Origin of the sequence: Ruegeria arenilitoris, from assembly GCF_013030265.1 — a bacterium.
GTDB classification, from domain to species: domain Bacteria; phylum Pseudomonadota; class Alphaproteobacteria; order Rhodobacterales; family Rhodobacteraceae; genus Ruegeria; species Ruegeria arenilitoris_E.
Genome location: NZ_WPZQ01000006.1, coordinates 283,632 through 299,719, shown reverse-complemented (window position 1 = coordinate 299,719; position 16,088 = coordinate 283,632). Strand labels below are relative to the sequence as shown.

Below are 16,088 nucleotides of genomic sequence, written 5' to 3'. Positions count from 1 at the left end.
GACTTGAAGATCAGTTGGAAGACATTTCCGACTTGATCATGTCATAGGCGGATTGTGCATCGACACCGGCCTCGTTGACCTCGGCGATAACCTTGGCGCGCACATCCTCGGCAATGGCCGAGAACTTCTCCAGGTCAGATTCGCTTGCCGCGTTGATCGAGTTGCCTTCGGTTCCCTCAGTGGCTTCGCGACCGGTTGCGTCGATCTCATCCCAGATCTTGCCGATTTCGCGGCTCAGAGGCTCACCAAAGACGTTTTCGTCCAGCGCCTTCTGCAGATCTTCGGGCAGATCGGCGAATGTGTCTTCGTTCATGATGAAGGCGAACGAACCACGATACAGGCCACCCGGCATCTCATAAACGTTGGGGGCCACTTCGGTCAGCTTGAAGCCCTTGCGGGATTCGAAGGGCATCACGACGCCATCTGCCGCCTTGGACGCCAGTGTTTCATAGACTTTGGGGGCCGGAACTTGAATGCCGGTTGCTCCCAACGCCGAACCAACATCGCCACCGACGCCACCCGGGATACGTACCTTCAGGCCCGAGATTTCATCCAGATTGGTGACCTGGTTGCTGGAATGCAGCTGCGCAGGGCCATGGGTGTGCAGAGCAATAACCTTTACCCCACGGTGTTCATCCGCCTGCTTGAGATACTCGTCATAGGCACGCCAATAGGCGACCGATGCATCTTCGGCAGAACCTTCATAGCCCGGCAGTTCGATCAGTTTCGTCGTAACGAAACGGCCTGGCTGATAGCCGTGGAAAATGATCGAAGCGTCAGCGGCGCCATCCATGATCAGATCCATCTGCGCCGGAGGCGGTGCGATGCCCAGCTTCAGCTCGGCAGTAACCTGACCGTCTGTGGCCTCTTCAACCATTTCGACGAATTTGGGCCACATCTTGGCATTGATCCCGTGGGTCGGTGGTGCCCAGCTGGAAATTGTCAGGGTGTAGTCTGCGGCAAACGCAACACTGCCTGTCACCGCGATAGCGGCTGAGGCCAAAAGCGATTTGATCCCGATAAACTTCATGACTGGTTCTCCTCCTCCAAAACATGAGTCTTAATTGCGGTAATGGTCCTTTTTGTAACCATCAACAGGCTGACGGCCCGGATTCGATGGTAAGTCCGAGAAATTTATTGACCAACCGTTCGGTTAATGCAAGAAGTTTATCGAAACAATTGCAAAGCGAGCGGGTCATGAGTGATACGATTCTTGCGCAAAACCACGGAAATTGGGTGGAAATAACGCTGAACCGGCCTGACCGGCTGAACAGTTTCACCGATGAAATGCACTATTCGTTGCGCGCAACTCTTGAGGATGCCCGTGATAACGGTGCCCGGGCGATCCTGCTGACAGGTGCAGGGCGCGGCTTCTGCGCGGGCCAGGATTTGGGGGACCGTGATCCTTCAAAAATGGATGGACCACCCGATCTCGGGTACACTGTGCGTACGTTTTATGCACCACTTGTGCGGCTTATCAGGTCGCTTGATCTTCCGGTCGTCTGCGCCGTGAACGGTGTCGCCGCAGGGGCAGGGGCAAATGTCGCGCTGGCATGTGACATCGTGTTGGCCGCCGAGTCGGCCAAGTTCATTCAATCCTTTTCCAAGGTCGGTTTGATCCCGGATACGGGTGGCAGCTGGCATCTGCCGCGCCTGTTGGGTGAGGCGCGCGCAAAGGGACTGGCCCTGACCGCTCAGCCCTTGCCGGCAAAACAAGCCGAAGCGTGGGGGCTGATCTGGAAAGCCATTCCGGATGACCAATTGATGGAAGAGGCGCGCGCGCTTGCCGAACAGTTTGCCAACGGGCCGACACTGGGGTTGGGCATGACCAAACAGTCGATCCAGGCAGCGGCGGTCAACACACTCAGCGATCAGCTGGAAGTCGAAGCAGACGCGATGAAGACATGCGGCGAAAGCGCGGATTATGCCGAAGGCGTATCGGCGTTTCTGGAAAAGCGCGCACCTCAGTTTCAGGGTAAATAATATGACGCCAAAGCAACGCGCAGAGCAGGCCGCGGCCGCCATGTGGGATCAGGATAATGCCTCGAAATGGGCAGGGATGGATCTGATCGGTGTCGATGAGGGGGAAGCGATTCTTGCCCTCACGGTTCAACAACACCACTGCAACGGCCATGGCATATGTCATGGCGGCGTGACCTTCATGCTGGCAGACAGTGCATTTGCCTTTGCCTGCAACAGCCGAAATCAATCGACCGTTGCCCAGCACAACATGATCAGTTTTATCGCACCCGGACAGCTGGGTGATCGCCTGACTGCCCGCGCCGCCGAGCAAAACCTCTCCGGGCGCAGCGGTATCTACGATGTCACAGTAACAAATCAGGATGGCCAGAAGATTGCGGAATTCCGGGGTTTCTCCCGCGCAATCAACGGCACCCTGTTCCAAGAGAATTGAGGCGAGGAGGACGCCATGAAGGACTTGACCCCGAACAAAGCGGACCTGGATCCAATCGAAATCGCCTCGATTGACGAAATCCGCAATCTGCAGCTGGATCGCCTGAAGTGGTCGCTGCGCCACGCCTATGACAATGTGCCAATGTACCGGCAGCGCTTTGATGAGGCGGGTGTGCACCCGGACGATCTGCAGAGCCTGAGCGATTTGTCGAAGTTCCCGTTCACATACAAGAACGATCTGCGCGACAACTATCCCTTTGGCCTGTTCGCTGTCCCGCGTGAGCAGATTACCCGTCTGCACGCCTCATCCGGAACAACCGGAAAACCCACAGTAGTGGGATACACCAAGACAGATATCGACAACTGGGCTGATCTGGTTGCCCGTTCTCTGCGTGCCAGCGGATTGCGCAAAGGGGATGTGGTCCATAACGCCTACGGCTACGGTCTGTTTACCGGCGGTCTGGGTGCGCATTATGGGATCGAACGTCTTGGCGCTACGGTCGTTCCTATGAGTGGTGGTCAGACCGAAAAACAGGTCAACCTGATCACTGATTTCAAGCCGGACGGGATCATGGTGACACCGTCCTATATGCTCAACATCCTCGAGCAGTATCACAAGGTCGGGATGGATCCGCGCGAAAGCTCTCTGGCTGTCGGCGTCTTCGGGGCTGAACCCTGGACCGATGCCATGCGCAAGGAGGTCGAACAGGCGTTTGATATGCATGCGGTCGATATCTATGGCCTGTCCGAGATCATGGGGCCCGGCGTCGCCAATGAATGCGTTGAGACCAAGGATGGACCGGTGATCTGGGAGGATCACTTCCTGCCGGAAATCATTGATCCGCAGACCGGTGAAGTTCTGCCTGATGGGGAAATGGGTGAGCTGGTCTTTACCACGTTGACCAAAGAGGGTCTGCCGATGATCCGCTATCGCACCCGCGATCTGACGCGGTTGTTGCCCGGAACAGCACGATCAATGCGTCGGATGGAAAAGATCACGGGGCGTTCGGACGACATGATCATCCTGCGTGGCGTCAATGTTTTCCCCAGCCAGATCGAGGAACAGGTCATGGCGACAGGTGGCGTTGCCCCGCACTATCAGATCGAGCTGTTCAAATCAGGTCGCATGGACGCAATGCGCGTCTTTGTCGAAGCGTTGCCTGATGCAGCTGACGAATTGAGCAAAACCGCGGCCGCGCGCATGCTGACCAAGCGGATCAAGGACGTTGTTGGTGTTTCCACCGAGATTGTTGTAGGCGAGCCCGGTGATGTCGAGCGTAGTCAGGGCAAGGCCAAGCGCGTTGTCGATAACCGAGACAAGGAGTGAAGCTTGGCCCGTACGATAGCAAAAGATCACGAACAAAAGCGCACGCAGATCCTCAAGTCTGCGGCGCGTGTATTCGCGCGCGAAGGGTTTGACCGCGCATCCATGACGCAGCTTGCGCGCGAATGCGGTATCTCGAAGGCTAACATCTATCATTACTATGACAGCAAGGATGCGATCCTTTTCGATATTCTCGAGACGTACCTGCGCGAACTGAGGGATCTGATCTGCGGCCTGGAGGTCGACGGTTTGAGCGCTTCGGACAAGCTGCACAAGGTCGTTGCCGAAATTCTGTTGGCCTATCAGGGCGTGGATGATGAACACAGGGTACAGACCAGCGGTATGTCGGCGCTGCCAGCCGAGCAACAGAACCTGCTGCGTGGCTATCAGCGAGACATGGTGAATTTCCTCAGCGGCATCATTGCCGATATAGCGCCTGAGGTTTTCCGTGATGACAGGGCCAAGTTGCGTTCGGCAACGATGTCAGTCTTTGGCATGCTGAACTGGTACTATATGTGGAACTCAGGTGCGGATGCTGAGGCGCGTCGGGATTATGCGGCGCAGGTCAGCAATCTTACATTGACGGGTGTCAAAGGGCTTTAGCATCCAACTACTGATCAGAGTTGGCACAGAATTGATTTGGCCTCTCAGCGATCGTCTGTTTCACTGACGTCGGAGGATCGCCATGCAGAAACCAGAGAGCTTCGAGAAATTCTATTTCGCCAAGGTGGGCATGGGCGAGGCCTGTGGCTGTGCCGAACGGATTATCGACGTCTATGAATTCAACCGACAGGCGGGGGCCGCCAAGTCGTCCGGCTCTGCACTTGGGAAACCAAAGCGCAGATCATGGAAATCGGTGGCCCGAAAATATGGCCTGATCGGTCGTCCGCGACGGACCTGACAGCTCAGGGCGCACGCAGTCCCAGTTTTTCCAGCAGACCGGCTGCCTCGGCTTCCCAGCGGGTTTTCAGCTCTGCCCCGGTCGCGCGTCGCAATCCCATCTTGCGCAGATGTTCGTTTTTTTCCGCGCTGCCTGACCCAAAGCTGGCAGCGACGCGAGGCCACCAGTAATTGACCGCGGCCTGCATCTGTTCGGTGTTGCCCTGTTCGGACAGCTTCTGTGCCCCTTCAAAAGCCAGCTCACCGTGGTGAGCCTCAATTGGCGTAATGGCGCGAAAGGCTTCGGCCAGTGGCTGATATGAAATCATCGAAAACTCGGCCAGTTGAATCGCTACGGCCCGGCTCATCAGCAGATTCATCATGACCGCGTCGATCCAGCCTTCTATCGGGTAGTTGAAGACCGCAAGGCGCATGTCATGCTCGAATCGTGTCGCGCCTATATCGGCCTCACGTTCCAGACGCTCAGTCCACGGATGGTGGTTCGCATAGCGTTCAGTGTCTGCACCAAACTCACCCATGATATTCAGGACGCGATCAGCACTGTCACTTTTTTCCAGAACGATCTTTGCCGCGGCAATACGTTCCTTGATGCCGGGCCCCTGATTTATGATGTCGGCAAACCCGGCGGCACCTGCAAGCTCGCTGTCGACAAAAGTTGCCATCAGTTTCATGAGTTCGGCCCGATAGCGCGGGGGAACATTGGTGGGGTTGGTCAGAACGCCGCCAGCTTCCAGATAGCTTTCGATCGTCATGTCTTCGGCCATTGCTCTTCTCCCTTTACTGATCGTAGTCGACAACAACGGTGTCGGTCAGCGGATAGGCCTGGCAGCTCAACACATAGCCCTTTTCAACTTCGTAATCTTCCAGCGCGTGGTTGGCGACCATTTCGACCTCACCCTCGATCACCCGGCAGCGGCAGGTCGAGCATACGCCGGCCTTGCAGGCGTAAGGTGCATCCATCGCGTTTTCGAGCGCGCCGTCTAGAATGGACTGATCCTTGGGCATGGTGATTGTTTGCGTCCCGCCGTCCAGCGTGATTGATGCTTTGGTCTGGTTGGCCTGCGAGGCAACATCTGCCGCATGTGCCTTGCGCTTCACCCGGCCCGGCTGGGCGCTGGCAAACAGTTCGAACTTGATCTGACTGTCATCAAGGCCATGTGCCCGCAGCGCTGATGCAATGCCCAGCATCATTGGCTCAGGGCCGCAGATGAAGGCGGTGTCAGTGTTTTCGACATCGATCCAGTGCTTGAACAATTCCGCGCATTTCTCCTGCGTCACCAGACCAGTGAACAGGTCAATGTCCTGCGCGTCCGTTTCCAGAATGTGGATCACGTTCAGGCGGCCCATATAGAGGTTTTTCAGGTCCTCAAGCTCTTCGCGGAACATGATCGTGTTCACACCCTTGTTGGCATAGACCAGCGTAAAGCGAGAGTAGGGTTCGCGGGCCAATGTGGTCTTCAGGATCGACAACACCGGCGTGATGCCAGACCCGCCCGCAAAGCCCAGATATTGCTTTTCGGCATTCGCATCCAGCGGGGTAAAGAAACCGCCCATCGGGGGCATGGCCTGCAAAACATCGCCAACCCTCAAGTCCGTGTTGGCCCAGGTCGAGAATGCCCCGCCATCTACGCGTTTGATCCCGACCTGCAGGGCTGCGTCATCCTTGCCTGCGCAGATCGAATAGGACCGGCGCAATTCTTCACCATCGAAATCGCGGCGAAAGGTCAGGTACTGGCCTTGCGTGAAATCGAACTCATCCACTGCACCGTTTGCGGGTTTCAGTGTCACCACCACCGCGTCACGGATGGTTTTATGGATATCGGTGACTTCCAGATCGTGAAAGCGCGCCATCAGGTCCTCCCTAGATGCACTTGAAATAGTCAAAGGGTTCCAGGCAATCTGTGCAGCGCCAATGCGCCTTGCACGGGGTCGAGCCGAATTGGCTGACTCTTTCGACGGCCTTGCTGCCGCAATTCGGGCAGCGCTCTGGCCCACCCGCAGGTTGCGGAGGGGCGATCCCATATTCTTCGAGCTTTGTGCGGCCCTTGTCGCTCAACCAATCTGTGGTCCAGGCTGGAGAGATGCTGGTTTCGACACGGATGTCGTCGATCCCGTGATCGCGCAGCGCCGTTTCGATATCCATACTGATAACCGAGGTTGCCGGACAGCCGGAATAGGTTGGCGTTACGGTCACTTTCAGCGTGTCCGCATCCCACTGAACGTCACGCACGATGCCCAGATCCACCACCGAGATTACCGGGATCTCGGGGTCGGGAACAGCATCCAGCCATCCCCATATCTGATCGGTCGTTGCGCGTGTCATCATCATTTACCAGCTGGCTCCGGGATAGGCGCGTTGCAGCCACTGCATCTGAGTCAGCAGGTGCCCCAGATGTTCAGTATGCATTCGCCCGTCACGCCCGCCTTTGTGGGCAAAGCGGCTTTCGGGGATGGTCAGGGTTGCCTCGGACAGGATGCGGGATACAAGTTCGTCGTATTCTTCGCGCAGACCGGCCGGATCAGGTGAAATACCTGCAGCGACCATTTCGGCATCCACATCGTCGCTGACGAACATCTCGCCGACATATGGCCATAGATAATCCAGTGCTTCCTGCATCCGGGCGTGGCTCTCTTCAGTGCCATCACCCAACCCGACGACCGTGTCGCCGGAACGCTCAAGATGATAAGTCACCTCTTTGCTGGCCTTGGCTGCTATCGCGGCAACCCGTTCATCCGAGGATGTCATCAACCGGCCCAGCATGATCGAATGCCACGCATCAAACAGGAATTGGCGCATCATTGTGCGGCCAAAATCGCCGTTAGGCACCTCGACCATCAGAACATTGCGAAAATCCCACGCGTCCCGCAGAAAAGCCAGATCATCGGCACTGCGGCCTTCGTCCTGAATTTCGGCAGCCAGACCAAGCCACATCTGAGTCTGACCGATCAGGTCGAGTGCGGTATTGGCCAATGCGATATCTTCTTCCAGAACCGGTGCGTGCCCACACCACTCGCTGACGCGGTGGCCAAGGATCAGTGTGTTATCCCCCATCCGCAGCAGGAATTGCTGTAGTGTCTCGTCGCGAGTCATCACATGGCTCCCACTTCATCGGGAATGTCAAAGAAGGTTGGGTGCCGGTAAACCTTGCTCTCGCTCGGCTCATACAACGGGCCTTTGTCGCTGGGTGAGCTGGCCGTGATGTTGTTGGCTTCCACTACCCAGATCGAAACACCCTCGTTTCGACGGGTATAGACGTCACGGGCGTTCTTGATTGCCATTTCCGCGTCTGGTGCATGTAGTGAGCCGACATGGCGGTGGCTCATGCCGTGCTGACCGCGGATAAAGATTTCCCAAAGGGGCCATTCGTTTTTCATCAGTTGTCCTCCTTTTAAGTGGGGTTATTCGGCTGCCAGTTTGTTGGCACGTTTCTTGCGGGCATGGGCCAGCAAGCCATCGCGAACCCATTTGCCGTCGTCCCAGGCCTTGTTGCGGGCTGCCAGACGATCAACATTGCAGGGGCCATTGCCCTTGATTACGGCAAAGAACTCGGACCAATCAGGCTCGGAAAAGTCGTAATGCCCGCGTTCCTCGTTCCACTTCAGGTTCGGATCAGGGACGGTAAGGCCAAGATATTCAGCTTGTGGCACGGTCTGGTCGACGAATTTCTGGCGCAACTCGTCATTGGTATTGATCTTGATTTTCCAGGCCATCGACTGGGCAGAATGCACGGATTCCTTGTCGGATGGGCCGAACATCATCAATGACGGGTACCAGAAGCGATTCAGCGCATCCTGCGCCATCTTGCGCTGTTCCGGCGTACCCTCGGCCATCTTGCGGATCGCGTCATAGCCCTGACGCTGATGGAAGCTTTCTTCCTTGCAGATCCGGATCATCGCGCGGGAGTAAGGGCCATAAGACGTCCGTTGCAACGGCACCTGGTTCATGATCGCAGCACCATCAACCAGCCAGCCAACCGCGCCGATATCGGCCCAGTTCAGGGTTGGATAGTTGAAGATGGACGAATACTTCATGCGTCCGTCCAGCAGCATCTCGGTAATCTCATCGCGGCTGACGCCCAGAGTTTCCGCTGCGCAGTAAAGGTAAAGCCCATGACCGGCTTCGTCCTGTACCTTTGCCAGCAGGATCGCCTTGCGTTCCAGAGTTGGAGCGCGTGTGATCCAGTTGCCCTCAGGCAATTGGCCCACAATTTCAGAGTGTGCGTGCTGGCCGATCTGGCGGATCAGCGTTGCGCGGTAATCGTCGGGCATCCAGTCTTTGGGTTCGATCTTGATGTCAGCATCGATCTTTTCCTGAAAGGCGCGTTCCTGATCGGACATTTCGTCCTGAGATTTGACGCCTGTTCCTGCTGTTTTGACCATCTGAGCATACATGTGAGGTCTCCTCCCTTACACGCGTTCAAGAATAAGTGCGGCACCCTGGCCTACGCCCACGCACATGGTGCACAGCGCATAGCGACCACCGGTCCGTTGCAATTGATAAGCGGCTGTCATGACCAGCCGCGCGCCAGACATACCCAGAGGGTGACCAATGGCGATGGCGCCGCCGTTGGGATTTACATGGGGTGCATCATCGGCAACGCCAAGTTCACGCAGGGTGGCCAGACCCTGAGATGCGAAGGCCTCGTTCAATTCTATCACATCCATCTGGTCGATGGTGAGTCCGGCACGCGCCAGCACCTTGCGGCTGGCCGGAACCGGACCAATTCCCATAACGCGGGGCGCGACGCCCGCCACAGACATGCCAACCACACGGGCAATCGGGGTCAGGCCATTGCTCGCCGCTGCAGCCTCGTTCGCCAGCAGAATTGCGGCAGCCCCATCGTTCACACCCGAGGCATTACCTGCAGTGACGGTCTTGTCGGGACCATTTACACCTTTGAGACCAGACAGTTTTTCAGCACTCGTTCCCGGGCGCGGATGTTCGTCCGTATCCACCACAATCGGGTCGCCCTTGCGTTGAGGAATGGTGACCGGAGTGATCTCATCTTTGAAAACACCAGCTTCATGAGCTGCGGCCCACCGGGCTTGGCTGCGCGCTGCAAAGGAATCCTGATCGGCGCGGTTGATGCCATAGTCTTCAGCCACGTTGTCAGCTGTTTGCGGCATCGAATCCGTGCCGTACATCTCGTGCATCTTCTTGTTCACGAAACGCCAGCCGATGGTCGTGTCATAGACCGCGTTAGAACGGGTGAACGCACTGGTTGCCTTAGGCATCACAAAGGGCGCGCGTGACATGCTTTCAACGCCGCCTGCAATGGCAAGATCATAGTCCCCTGCCTTGATAGCCCGGGCTGCCATGCCGACTGCATCCATACCTGATGCACAAAGACGGTTGATCGTGGTTCCGGGCACGTCCACCGGCAAACCAGCCAGAAGGGCAGCCATCCGCGCCACGTTCCGGTTGCTCTCACCCGCCTGGTTGGCATCGCCATAGATCACATCGTCGAGGCTGGCCCAGTCCACCTGCGGGTTACGCTCTTTCAATGCGGCAATTGGAATTGCAGCCAGATCATCCGTTCGTACCTGACTTAGCGCGCCGCCATATCGCCCAATGGGCGTACGTTGAGCATCGCAGATAAAAGCGTCCATTCGTCAGAACCTCCGGTCTTGCGTAGGGCGTCATTAAGTGACCGCTTGGTCGGGTATTACGTTAGCTTTCGATTCGCGGCAAGTAAAATGTAACACAATCGTTCAATGATGATAAATTTAGTAACATATAATTGCCTGACAAAGAAAAAGCCCGCCATAGGACGGGCTTTCAACAGACTCATAAGCTGCGTTTCAGAGTTGTCCGGCCTCTGTCAGAACCTTTCTAGCGGTCCGGAAGCACTCCAGCGCCTGAGGTACGCCGCAATAAATGCCGACAACGTGAATGATGGCTCTGATCTCTTCTTTTGAGACGCCGTTGTTGATCGCACCTCGGCAATGCAGTTCCCATTCGTGCATCTTCCCAAGCGCACCAATCATCGACAGGTTCATCATCGAACGGGTCTTCGCGTCAATCACGTCATCGCCCCAGCCAAAACCCCAGCACCAGGCTGTCATGGCTTCCTGAAAGGGGCGTGTAAACTCGTCAGCGGCGGCAAGATTATTTTCAACGTATTCGGCACCCAATGTTCCCTTACGTTGCTCAAGGCCCTTCAGAAAAAGGTCTTCATCAAAGATATCAGCCATGTTTGGTCTCCGTTGGGTCTGGCATGTTTTCTGCGAAACGTCCTGAACGAACGCGCTGTTCGGCGCCATCTTCTTCTCTCTCATCGGCGGCGTCCAGCACATCAATCCTAAGGCCTGTGTGATGGTAAACCGGGGCACCGGCCTTGCTTAGTCCACGCAGGCGGGCGGCAATCGCGTGTTTCTTGTTCACTTGATGAGGTTGAAAGTCGTCAAAATCACGCGGACCAAGTGCTTTTTCGCTTGCCAACGCGCCGTCGGCAATCGCTGCGTCCATCAAGGCCTGACCTTTTGCGGTACGACAGATAACTCCGTTGAACCCCGCATCCTCGCCGGTTGGTGCACCACCCGGCCAGATATCTGCTGCGGCCAGATCGGACGCTTCTCCGATCGCGTCCGGGCAAAGTTTACATCGTGTCTGGATGCGCCAACCAGACTCATCGGCCCACATATCCAGATAGGTTTTTTCAAAAGCACGTCCGTCGCGGGTTTCGATCCGTGTCGGTCCGGGGTTGCCGAACCCGCGATACCGGAACAAAGTCACATCTTTTTCCTTGAGGTCGTACTCTTCCAGAACTGCGTGACTTTTGCCAAGGTCCGAGGCTCCCCCGCACACCATGACAAGAACTGCGATCAGCAGATCATCTAGCCGCGGGTCGGTTTTAGCGCGCGCGCGAATTGCGTTGGCATCGCAGGGCTTTGCAATGATGGCAAAGCGTTGTCCGCAGCTAAGGGCCTTTTCCAGCCCGGCCAGAGTATCGCTTGGTCCATATCGGGATCCGGCGCGCCTGTATACTTGTTCCGCATGGTCGCTGATGACCCAGCGGCTGCGCATCGGGGCGTCAGGATCAGCGGCGCAGTGCAGAATGAACGCAGCGCGACCGGAGTTCAGCAACCACATCCCCAGCGCAGTCAGCACGCCGCCAGTTGCAGCCCGAAACCGGGTATCGGGGTCCTTGGCCCAAGCACGCGTCATTGAAGTGTAACCACCCCAAACCTTATCCTGGAACGGCGCCGTCGAAGTATCCGCCTCGACAGTAGCGCCCGGACAAGCGGCAAGAATTTCTGCGTCGGCCACCGGGTCAGAGGCAATAGATGCAGGACGCAGCCGCCCTTCAGGTGTCATCCGCATGGTCCATCTGTCCGGTGCAATCGCCTCGCACAATCCGCAGCCGATGCAAAGGCCTGTTTCGACTACTTCGCTAATAGTTTCTGGTTGACGCATCACGCCGTCAATCGGTGTTTGTAGAGGTGGTCGTAATGTGGCTTCATCCGACGGTGCACCTGCTTTACCCGCTCCGGCGCTTCATCGATCGAGATGTGCTTGCGCGGCTGGGGTGTCAGGCCTGTGGACTTGGCAAGATTGCCATGGAATGACCCGCCATCCCACCAGCTATGGGCTGACGGATCGCCCCCGGCCTCCCAGGTCAGGGCGTCTTCGATGAAGGGTATGCCCGTGGATTCGCAGAATTTTTCTGTCATGCGATGCGGATCTTCCAACAGATCATCGCTGTCGACCACGGGGGGTGGTGTGCCGTTGAGGGCTGTCAAAAGATCGAATAGCGCGCGCTGTTCGGGAAAGCCAACCTCCCCTTCGGCAAAGTCCGGCCATTGCTTGTACATCGAAGAAATCGTTTTGGCCGGATCGCGGATCAGAAAGGCGTGGTCAAACTTGGATAGGAACTCTGCATCCCACATATGGTTGATATAATGGGGAAAATCCTTGATGAAAACTGGTCCAACTTTGGCCTTTTCCTGAATGTCATCCCAAACACTTTCGAGGGTCAGGCCCGGTGTGGTTTTCTCGCCCGGCTGAAAGCGATGCCAGAGGGGTTCCTCGCCCTGATACCATGCCTCGCCAAAGGGTTCGTGCAAACATTCAAGATCGCCGCGCTGGCGCATCATCCATTCGAACGCGGTCGAGGTTGAACGGGGAACGGCCCAGAGGGCGAGGATTTTGTGCATTTTGTACCTGTTCCTGATTGGCGATGGTTCGGTTTGTACAGCTCTGTTTCGGATTTACAGACGCCGAAGCAACTGTCCGTGCGGCATGTCCGGCGCCAGCCCGAGGGATTTGAAGATGCGCCAGTAAAGTGCAATGTCGTGGCCGATCACTGGTTTACCCAACGCGGTCTCCAACTGATCCGCCAGATGAAGCGGCCGTTGCGGCAGACCGTCCGGACCCGTGCGGAAATTGCACATACCGTTAATCAGAATCGCATCGGCCTGCGGTGCCTTGTCGGCGACGTATTCAAAGCTCTTTAGCGCAAGATCGCCGTCAAACACCCAGCGCCAGGAATTGACGTCTTCCTGACTGTCGAACCAGCCCTGATCGTGAAAGTTGCCCGCCCAGAGCACATCGAACCCGGCCTCTTTCAGAAACCCGACAGTGCCCTGCCACCACTCGGGCCAATGATAGGCCGCGTTCAGCGCCACCTTTTCGATGTTCATCTCACGCAGGGCCTCGACCATAGCATAGCCTGCCATGTGAAAGCGGATGCCGTGCTTGTCAGACAAGTCCTCGCAATGCTGCCGCACGCCCTCGACGCCCAGCCCGCAGGCGTGCACCCAGTTCGAGCCGACCTGACCGCAGACATCGACCCCATTACGGGACATGCAGTGGACGAAATCTTCGAGCATGCCAAAGTTCTTTTTGCGCTGGTCCAGCCCGTGCACATAATCGGGCACATGCAGCATCCAGCCATGCACGCCGACCGTTTCGGGGCACATGCGCAGAAAATCCGACGGGGCGGCATCAAAGTCGAAAGGTGGCGAGGTAAAGCCCACCTGATACGGAAACAGCTTGTGTTCCGGGCGCCATTCGCCGGGCATGAGCATGGGGGGTTACTCCTTGTCTGTTTCGGTGGGATCGGCCTGAAAGGATTGATGTTTGGGGATGTCATCCGCCAGTTCCAGCCATGGGACCGCGCTGCCCATGACCACATGGGCGTCGGGGGTGTAGCCGGGCGTATCATCCAGCGTTGCAGCGTGGATATGGATTTCGCCGGGCCATTTGTCGGATCGGAAATAGAGGCGCGAGCCGCATTTGGGACAGAACCCGCGATAGGTGCCGGGCGAGCTTTCAAAGTGATTGATGTCACCCACCCATTCGACGGTTTCAGGCGGCAGACCAACGAAGGTGGTGAAGGGCGAGGAGGTTGCCCTTTGGCAATCACCGCAATGGCAGGACAGGCGGCGAGTGACCGGCCCGCTTGAGGACCACGTCACAGCCCCACACATGCAGTTTCCCGTTAGTTCAGCCATCCACGGCCTCGCGCATCCATTGCTGCAGGCGGGCGATCGAGTGTTCCGACATCACGCCGCAGCCGGGGTCCAGAACCAGCGGACCGGGGCGGTAGCCTCGGGATTTCAGGCCGCGGTGGACGCTTTCGACAAGATGGATATCTTCTTCGACCGTGGTTTCCCGGTCCTGTACCGCCAATTGCCGGATTACTGCGCTTTCCGAGCCGCCCTCGGTGTACCAGCCGCGCCAGACGGTGCAGTGATCGGCATCGACCGCGCGCCAGTGATAGGTGTTCAGCACATTGCCCGGATAGCACTGGAACGAGAACATCGGCCATAGGAACCATGACTGATAATCGCCCGCGTGCGGCACCGACAGGTCGATGGGATAGGTCATCTTGTCGAGGCTTTGGCATTCCGTCGTATGGCGCAGGACGTAGCCGCCGCCTACATCGGGTTGGATATCGTAGGTTTCGGGCTTGACCACGCCTTCGGCAAAGGTCGGGTGGTTGGTCGGGCAGTGATAGCATTCCGAGTAATTCTCGACACTAACCTTCCAGTTGCAATTCTCAGGAATCTCGACCCATTCCAGTGGTTCCAGATCGTCGATATGCGGGACGAAGGCACGGATTTCCTCGCGCACGCCGGGGTACCATTCATCCATTGGTGCGGCGTTGTCGTCGAGGTTGACGAAGATGAAGCCGTTGAAGATTTCGGTGCGGACAGAGGTCAGGCAGATGGCGCTACGGTCGAAACCGGGAACGGATTTGATATTCGGACCGGCGCGAAGCTGGCCGGACAACTCGTAGGTCCAGGCGTGGTAGGGGCAGACGACAACGCGGGTGTTGCCGGCACCTGTCACCATCTCATGCGCGCGGTGCTGGCAGACGTTATAAAAGGTCCGGATTTCCCCGTCGCGGCCACGAATGCAGAACAGGTTTTGACCGGCGATTTCAAAAGCGAAGTAATCCCCTGTTTCCCGGACCTGCGCGACATGGCCTGCAAACTGCCACGTTCTGGCCAGAAGGCCCTGCATCTCCTGCTCGAATATCGCAGGGTCGGTGTAATATCGCGCGTCCAGTGAGTGGGTCAGGGGTGCGTTCATTCGGGCTCCTCCGCGTAGAGGCCAAGTTGGTGTCTGCGTTGGTGAAACCGTTCCACCCGTTCGACGATCTCATCGCTGGAGACTGCGATCACAAAGGACAGTAGTGTTTCCAGCAAGGCTATGGTCGAGACGGATGACGGAAAGAATTGCGGTGTGTCCGCGGCGACGACAAAGCCGTGATGGGCATTCAGGATCACCGGGCTGGCCGGACTGTCGGAAATACCAACGACGGTCAGGCCCTGTTCGCGGGCCAGTTTGACGGCCTCGATCACCTCAGTCCGGTAGGGTTTGCAGGTCATCGCAATGAGTACATCCTGATCTCCGGCCCAGGCCAGATCATCGACGGGTGTCGAGCCAGGGCGGGGGATGGCGTGAAACTGCTTCATCCCGGTCGAGGCGAGATAGGTGAAGTTGCGGGCGTTCGAGTTGTTGACCCCGACGCCCAGCGTGAAGATTTGGCGCGAGTTCCAGATATCTTCGGCGGCGGACTTCAGACGTGCGGCGTCGATACCCGCGAATGTCTCTTCGATGTTGCGGATCGCAGCCCCGACCATATCGGCATAGAGCCCGCCCAGTTCCCCTGACTTGCCGATGCCCTGCAGCCAGCGGGCGCGGTCCGGAAACGACACCGCGCCTTGTCGAATCGCTTCGCGGAATGGTGCGCGGAAATCCTCGTACCCATCGAACCCGACCTGCTGGGCCATGCGCACGAAAGTGTTGGGTTTGACATTGGCGGCCTCGGCAATCTCGCGCACCGTTGAAACCCCAACATCCGTTGGGTTTTCCAGCACGTACCGAGCGGCTTTCTGCGCCTCAGGGGTGAGGGCGTCCCACTCCTCGGTGAGGCGGTCGAGAACGATTGATGATACATTTGTGTCATTCATGATTGACGATGGTACATTTGTGGAATTA

General features: G+C 57.2%; 20 protein-coding genes. 5 read left to right on the top strand and 15 right to left on the bottom strand.

All coding sequences use genetic code 11. The features are described from left to right. Nucleotides 1-10: 10 nt before the first annotated feature. Nucleotides 11-1,030, bottom strand: coding sequence for a TRAP transporter substrate-binding protein (locus GOX61_RS13020; protein WP_155148750.1), 1,020 nt, complete (start codon nt 1,028-1,030; stop codon nt 11-13). Nucleotides 1,031-1,197: 167 nt separating this feature from the next. On the opposite strand from GOX61_RS13020, the gene paaG reads away from it, so the two are divergent. From paaG to GOX61_RS12995, 5 genes are all read left to right on the top strand, one after another. Beyond that, complete coding sequence (gene paaG / locus GOX61_RS13015) at nt 1,198-1,983, top strand: 2-(1,2-epoxy-1,2-dihydrophenyl)acetyl-CoA isomerase PaaG (protein ID WP_170334305.1); 786 nt, start codon at nt 1,198-1,200, stop codon at nt 1,981-1,983. A 1-nt stretch (nt 1,984) separates the two neighbouring features. Then, complete coding sequence (gene paaI, locus GOX61_RS13010) at nt 1,985-2,413, top strand: hydroxyphenylacetyl-CoA thioesterase PaaI (protein ID WP_170334304.1); 429 nt, start codon at nt 1,985-1,987, stop codon at nt 2,411-2,413. Between the two features lie 15 nt (nt 2,414-2,428). Beyond that, a complete protein-coding gene (gene paaK, locus GOX61_RS13005) occupies nt 2,429-3,739 on the top strand; it encodes a phenylacetate--CoA ligase PaaK (protein ID WP_170334302.1) in 1,311 nt (436 codons plus the stop codon). A 3-nt stretch (nt 3,740-3,742) separates the two neighbouring features. Further along, nucleotides 3,743-4,339, top strand: coding sequence for a TetR/AcrR family transcriptional regulator (locus tag GOX61_RS13000; protein WP_155148766.1), 597 nt, complete (start codon nt 3,743-3,745; stop codon nt 4,337-4,339). An 82-nt stretch (nt 4,340-4,421) separates the two neighbouring features. After that, on the top strand, nt 4,422-4,637 hold the full coding sequence (locus tag GOX61_RS12995) for a hypothetical protein (RefSeq protein ID WP_170334300.1): 216 nt from the start codon (nt 4,422-4,424) through the stop codon (nt 4,635-4,637). 4 nt (nt 4,638-4,641) lie between these two features. On the opposite strand, the gene GOX61_RS12990 is transcribed toward GOX61_RS12995, so the two are convergent. The 14 genes from GOX61_RS12990 to GOX61_RS12925 all read right to left on the bottom strand — a co-directional run bounded on the left by GOX61_RS12990 (nt 4,642) and on the right by GOX61_RS12925 (nt 16,060). Further along, nucleotides 4,642-5,400, bottom strand: coding sequence for a Phenylacetic acid catabolic protein (locus GOX61_RS12990; RefSeq protein ID WP_170334298.1), 759 nt, complete (start codon nt 5,398-5,400; stop codon nt 4,642-4,644). A gap of 13 nt (nt 5,401-5,413) precedes the next feature. Further along, a complete protein-coding gene (locus GOX61_RS12985) occupies nt 5,414-6,487 on the bottom strand; it encodes a 2Fe-2S iron-sulfur cluster-binding protein (RefSeq protein WP_170334296.1) in 1,074 nt (357 codons plus the stop codon). Nucleotides 6,488-6,497: 10 nt separating this feature from the next. Further along, nucleotides 6,498-6,959 (bottom strand): 1,2-phenylacetyl-CoA epoxidase subunit PaaD, encoded by a 462-nt coding sequence (gene paaD / locus GOX61_RS12980; RefSeq protein WP_170334294.1) that lies wholly within the window; start codon nt 6,957-6,959, stop codon nt 6,498-6,500. Nucleotides 6,960-6,965: 6 nt separating this feature from the next. Next, complete coding sequence (gene paaC, locus GOX61_RS12975; protein ID WP_170334292.1) at nt 6,966-7,727, bottom strand: 1,2-phenylacetyl-CoA epoxidase subunit PaaC; 762 nt, start codon at nt 7,725-7,727, stop codon at nt 6,966-6,968. Beyond that, nucleotides 7,727-8,011 (bottom strand): 1,2-phenylacetyl-CoA epoxidase subunit PaaB, encoded by a 285-nt coding sequence (gene paaB / locus GOX61_RS12970; RefSeq protein WP_155148782.1) that lies wholly within the window; start codon nt 8,009-8,011, stop codon nt 7,727-7,729. The genes paaC and paaB overlap by 1 nt, the downstream gene beginning before the upstream one ends. 24 nt (nt 8,012-8,035) lie before the next feature. Continuing rightward, entirely contained in the window at nt 8,036-9,028 is a 993-nt protein-coding gene (paaA, locus tag GOX61_RS12965) for a 1,2-phenylacetyl-CoA epoxidase subunit PaaA (RefSeq protein ID WP_155148785.1), read from the bottom strand. Nucleotides 9,029-9,043: 15 nt separating this feature from the next. Beyond that, entirely contained in the window at nt 9,044-10,246 is a 1,203-nt protein-coding gene (gene pcaF, locus GOX61_RS12960; protein ID WP_170334290.1) for a 3-oxoadipyl-CoA thiolase, read from the bottom strand. A gap of 192 nt (nt 10,247-10,438) precedes the next feature. Further along, nucleotides 10,439-10,831 (bottom strand): carboxymuconolactone decarboxylase family protein, encoded by a 393-nt coding sequence (locus GOX61_RS12955; RefSeq protein ID WP_170334288.1) that lies wholly within the window; start codon nt 10,829-10,831, stop codon nt 10,439-10,441. Then, nucleotides 10,824-12,053: a Coenzyme F420 hydrogenase/dehydrogenase, beta subunit C-terminal domain gene (locus GOX61_RS12950; RefSeq protein WP_170334287.1), complete on the bottom strand. Its 1,230-nt coding sequence runs from the start codon at nt 12,051-12,053 to the stop codon at nt 10,824-10,826. Before GOX61_RS12950 ends, GOX61_RS12955 begins: the two co-directional genes overlap by 8 nt. Continuing rightward, nucleotides 12,053-12,793 carry a sulfotransferase family protein gene (locus GOX61_RS12945; protein WP_170334284.1) on the bottom strand — a complete coding sequence of 247 codons (741 nt, stop codon included), beginning with the start codon at nt 12,791-12,793 and terminating at the stop codon, nt 12,053-12,055. The genes GOX61_RS12950 and GOX61_RS12945 overlap by 1 nt, the downstream gene beginning before the upstream one ends. A gap of 54 nt (nt 12,794-12,847) precedes the next feature. Further along, nucleotides 12,848-13,666 carry a hypothetical protein gene (locus tag GOX61_RS12940; RefSeq protein WP_170334282.1) on the bottom strand — a complete coding sequence of 273 codons (819 nt, stop codon included), beginning with the start codon at nt 13,664-13,666 and terminating at the stop codon, nt 12,848-12,850. Nucleotides 13,667-13,672: 6 nt separating this feature from the next. Next, on the bottom strand, nt 13,673-14,092 hold the full coding sequence (locus GOX61_RS12935) for a GFA family protein (RefSeq protein WP_170334280.1): 420 nt from the start codon (nt 14,090-14,092) through the stop codon (nt 13,673-13,675). Further along, nucleotides 14,085-15,176, bottom strand: coding sequence for an aromatic ring-hydroxylating oxygenase subunit alpha (locus GOX61_RS12930; protein WP_170334279.1), 1,092 nt, complete (start codon nt 15,174-15,176; stop codon nt 14,085-14,087). Before GOX61_RS12930 ends, GOX61_RS12935 begins: the two co-directional genes overlap by 8 nt. Next, complete coding sequence (locus GOX61_RS12925; protein ID WP_170334277.1) at nt 15,173-16,060, bottom strand: MurR/RpiR family transcriptional regulator; 888 nt, start codon at nt 16,058-16,060, stop codon at nt 15,173-15,175. The genes GOX61_RS12930 and GOX61_RS12925 overlap by 4 nt, the downstream gene beginning before the upstream one ends. Nucleotides 16,061-16,088: the final 28 nt, after the last annotated feature.

Coding starts and splice junctions, on each gene's coding strand:
- GOX61_RS13020 (WP_155148750.1), bottom strand. CDS start 1,030: ATGAAGTTTATCGGGATCAAATCGCTTTTGGCCTCAGCCGCTATCGCG.
- paaG (WP_170334305.1), top strand. CDS start 1,198: ATGAGTGATACGATTCTTGCGCAAAACCACGGAAATTGGGTGGAAATA.
- paaI (WP_170334304.1), top strand. CDS start 1,985: ATGACGCCAAAGCAACGCGCAGAGCAGGCCGCGGCCGCCATGTGGGAT.
- paaK (WP_170334302.1), top strand. CDS start 2,429: ATGAAGGACTTGACCCCGAACAAAGCGGACCTGGATCCAATCGAAATC.
- GOX61_RS12995 (WP_170334300.1), top strand. CDS start 4,422: ATGCAGAAACCAGAGAGCTTCGAGAAATTCTATTTCGCCAAGGTGGGC.
- GOX61_RS12990 (WP_170334298.1), bottom strand. CDS start 5,400: ATGGCCGAAGACATGACGATCGAAAGCTATCTGGAAGCTGGCGGCGTT.
- GOX61_RS12985 (WP_170334296.1), bottom strand. CDS start 6,487: ATGGCGCGCTTTCACGATCTGGAAGTCACCGATATCCATAAAACCATC.
- paaD (WP_170334294.1), bottom strand. CDS start 6,959: ATGACACGCGCAACGACCGATCAGATATGGGGATGGCTGGATGCTGTT.
- paaC (WP_170334292.1), bottom strand. CDS start 7,727: ATGACTCGCGACGAGACACTACAGCAATTCCTGCTGCGGATGGGGGAT.
- paaB (WP_155148782.1), bottom strand. CDS start 8,011: ATGAAAAACGAATGGCCCCTTTGGGAAATCTTTATCCGCGGTCAGCAC.
- paaA (WP_155148785.1), bottom strand. CDS start 9,028: ATGTATGCTCAGATGGTCAAAACAGCAGGAACAGGCGTCAAATCTCAG.
- pcaF (WP_170334290.1), bottom strand. CDS start 10,246: ATGGACGCTTTTATCTGCGATGCTCAACGTACGCCCATTGGGCGATAT.
- GOX61_RS12955 (WP_170334288.1), bottom strand. CDS start 10,831: ATGGCTGATATCTTTGATGAAGACCTTTTTCTGAAGGGCCTTGAGCAA.
- GOX61_RS12950 (WP_170334287.1), bottom strand. CDS start 12,053: ATGCGTCAACCAGAAACTATTAGCGAAGTAGTCGAAACAGGCCTTTGC.
- GOX61_RS12945 (WP_170334284.1), bottom strand. CDS start 12,793: ATGCACAAAATCCTCGCCCTCTGGGCCGTTCCCCGTTCAACCTCGACC.
- GOX61_RS12940 (WP_170334282.1), bottom strand. CDS start 13,666: ATGCTCATGCCCGGCGAATGGCGCCCGGAACACAAGCTGTTTCCGTAT.
- GOX61_RS12935 (WP_170334280.1), bottom strand. CDS start 14,092: ATGGCTGAACTAACGGGAAACTGCATGTGTGGGGCTGTGACGTGGTCC.
- GOX61_RS12930 (WP_170334279.1), bottom strand. CDS start 15,176: ATGAACGCACCCCTGACCCACTCACTGGACGCGCGATATTACACCGAC.
- GOX61_RS12925 (WP_170334277.1), bottom strand. CDS start 16,060: ATGAATGACACAAATGTATCATCAATCGTTCTCGACCGCCTCACCGAG.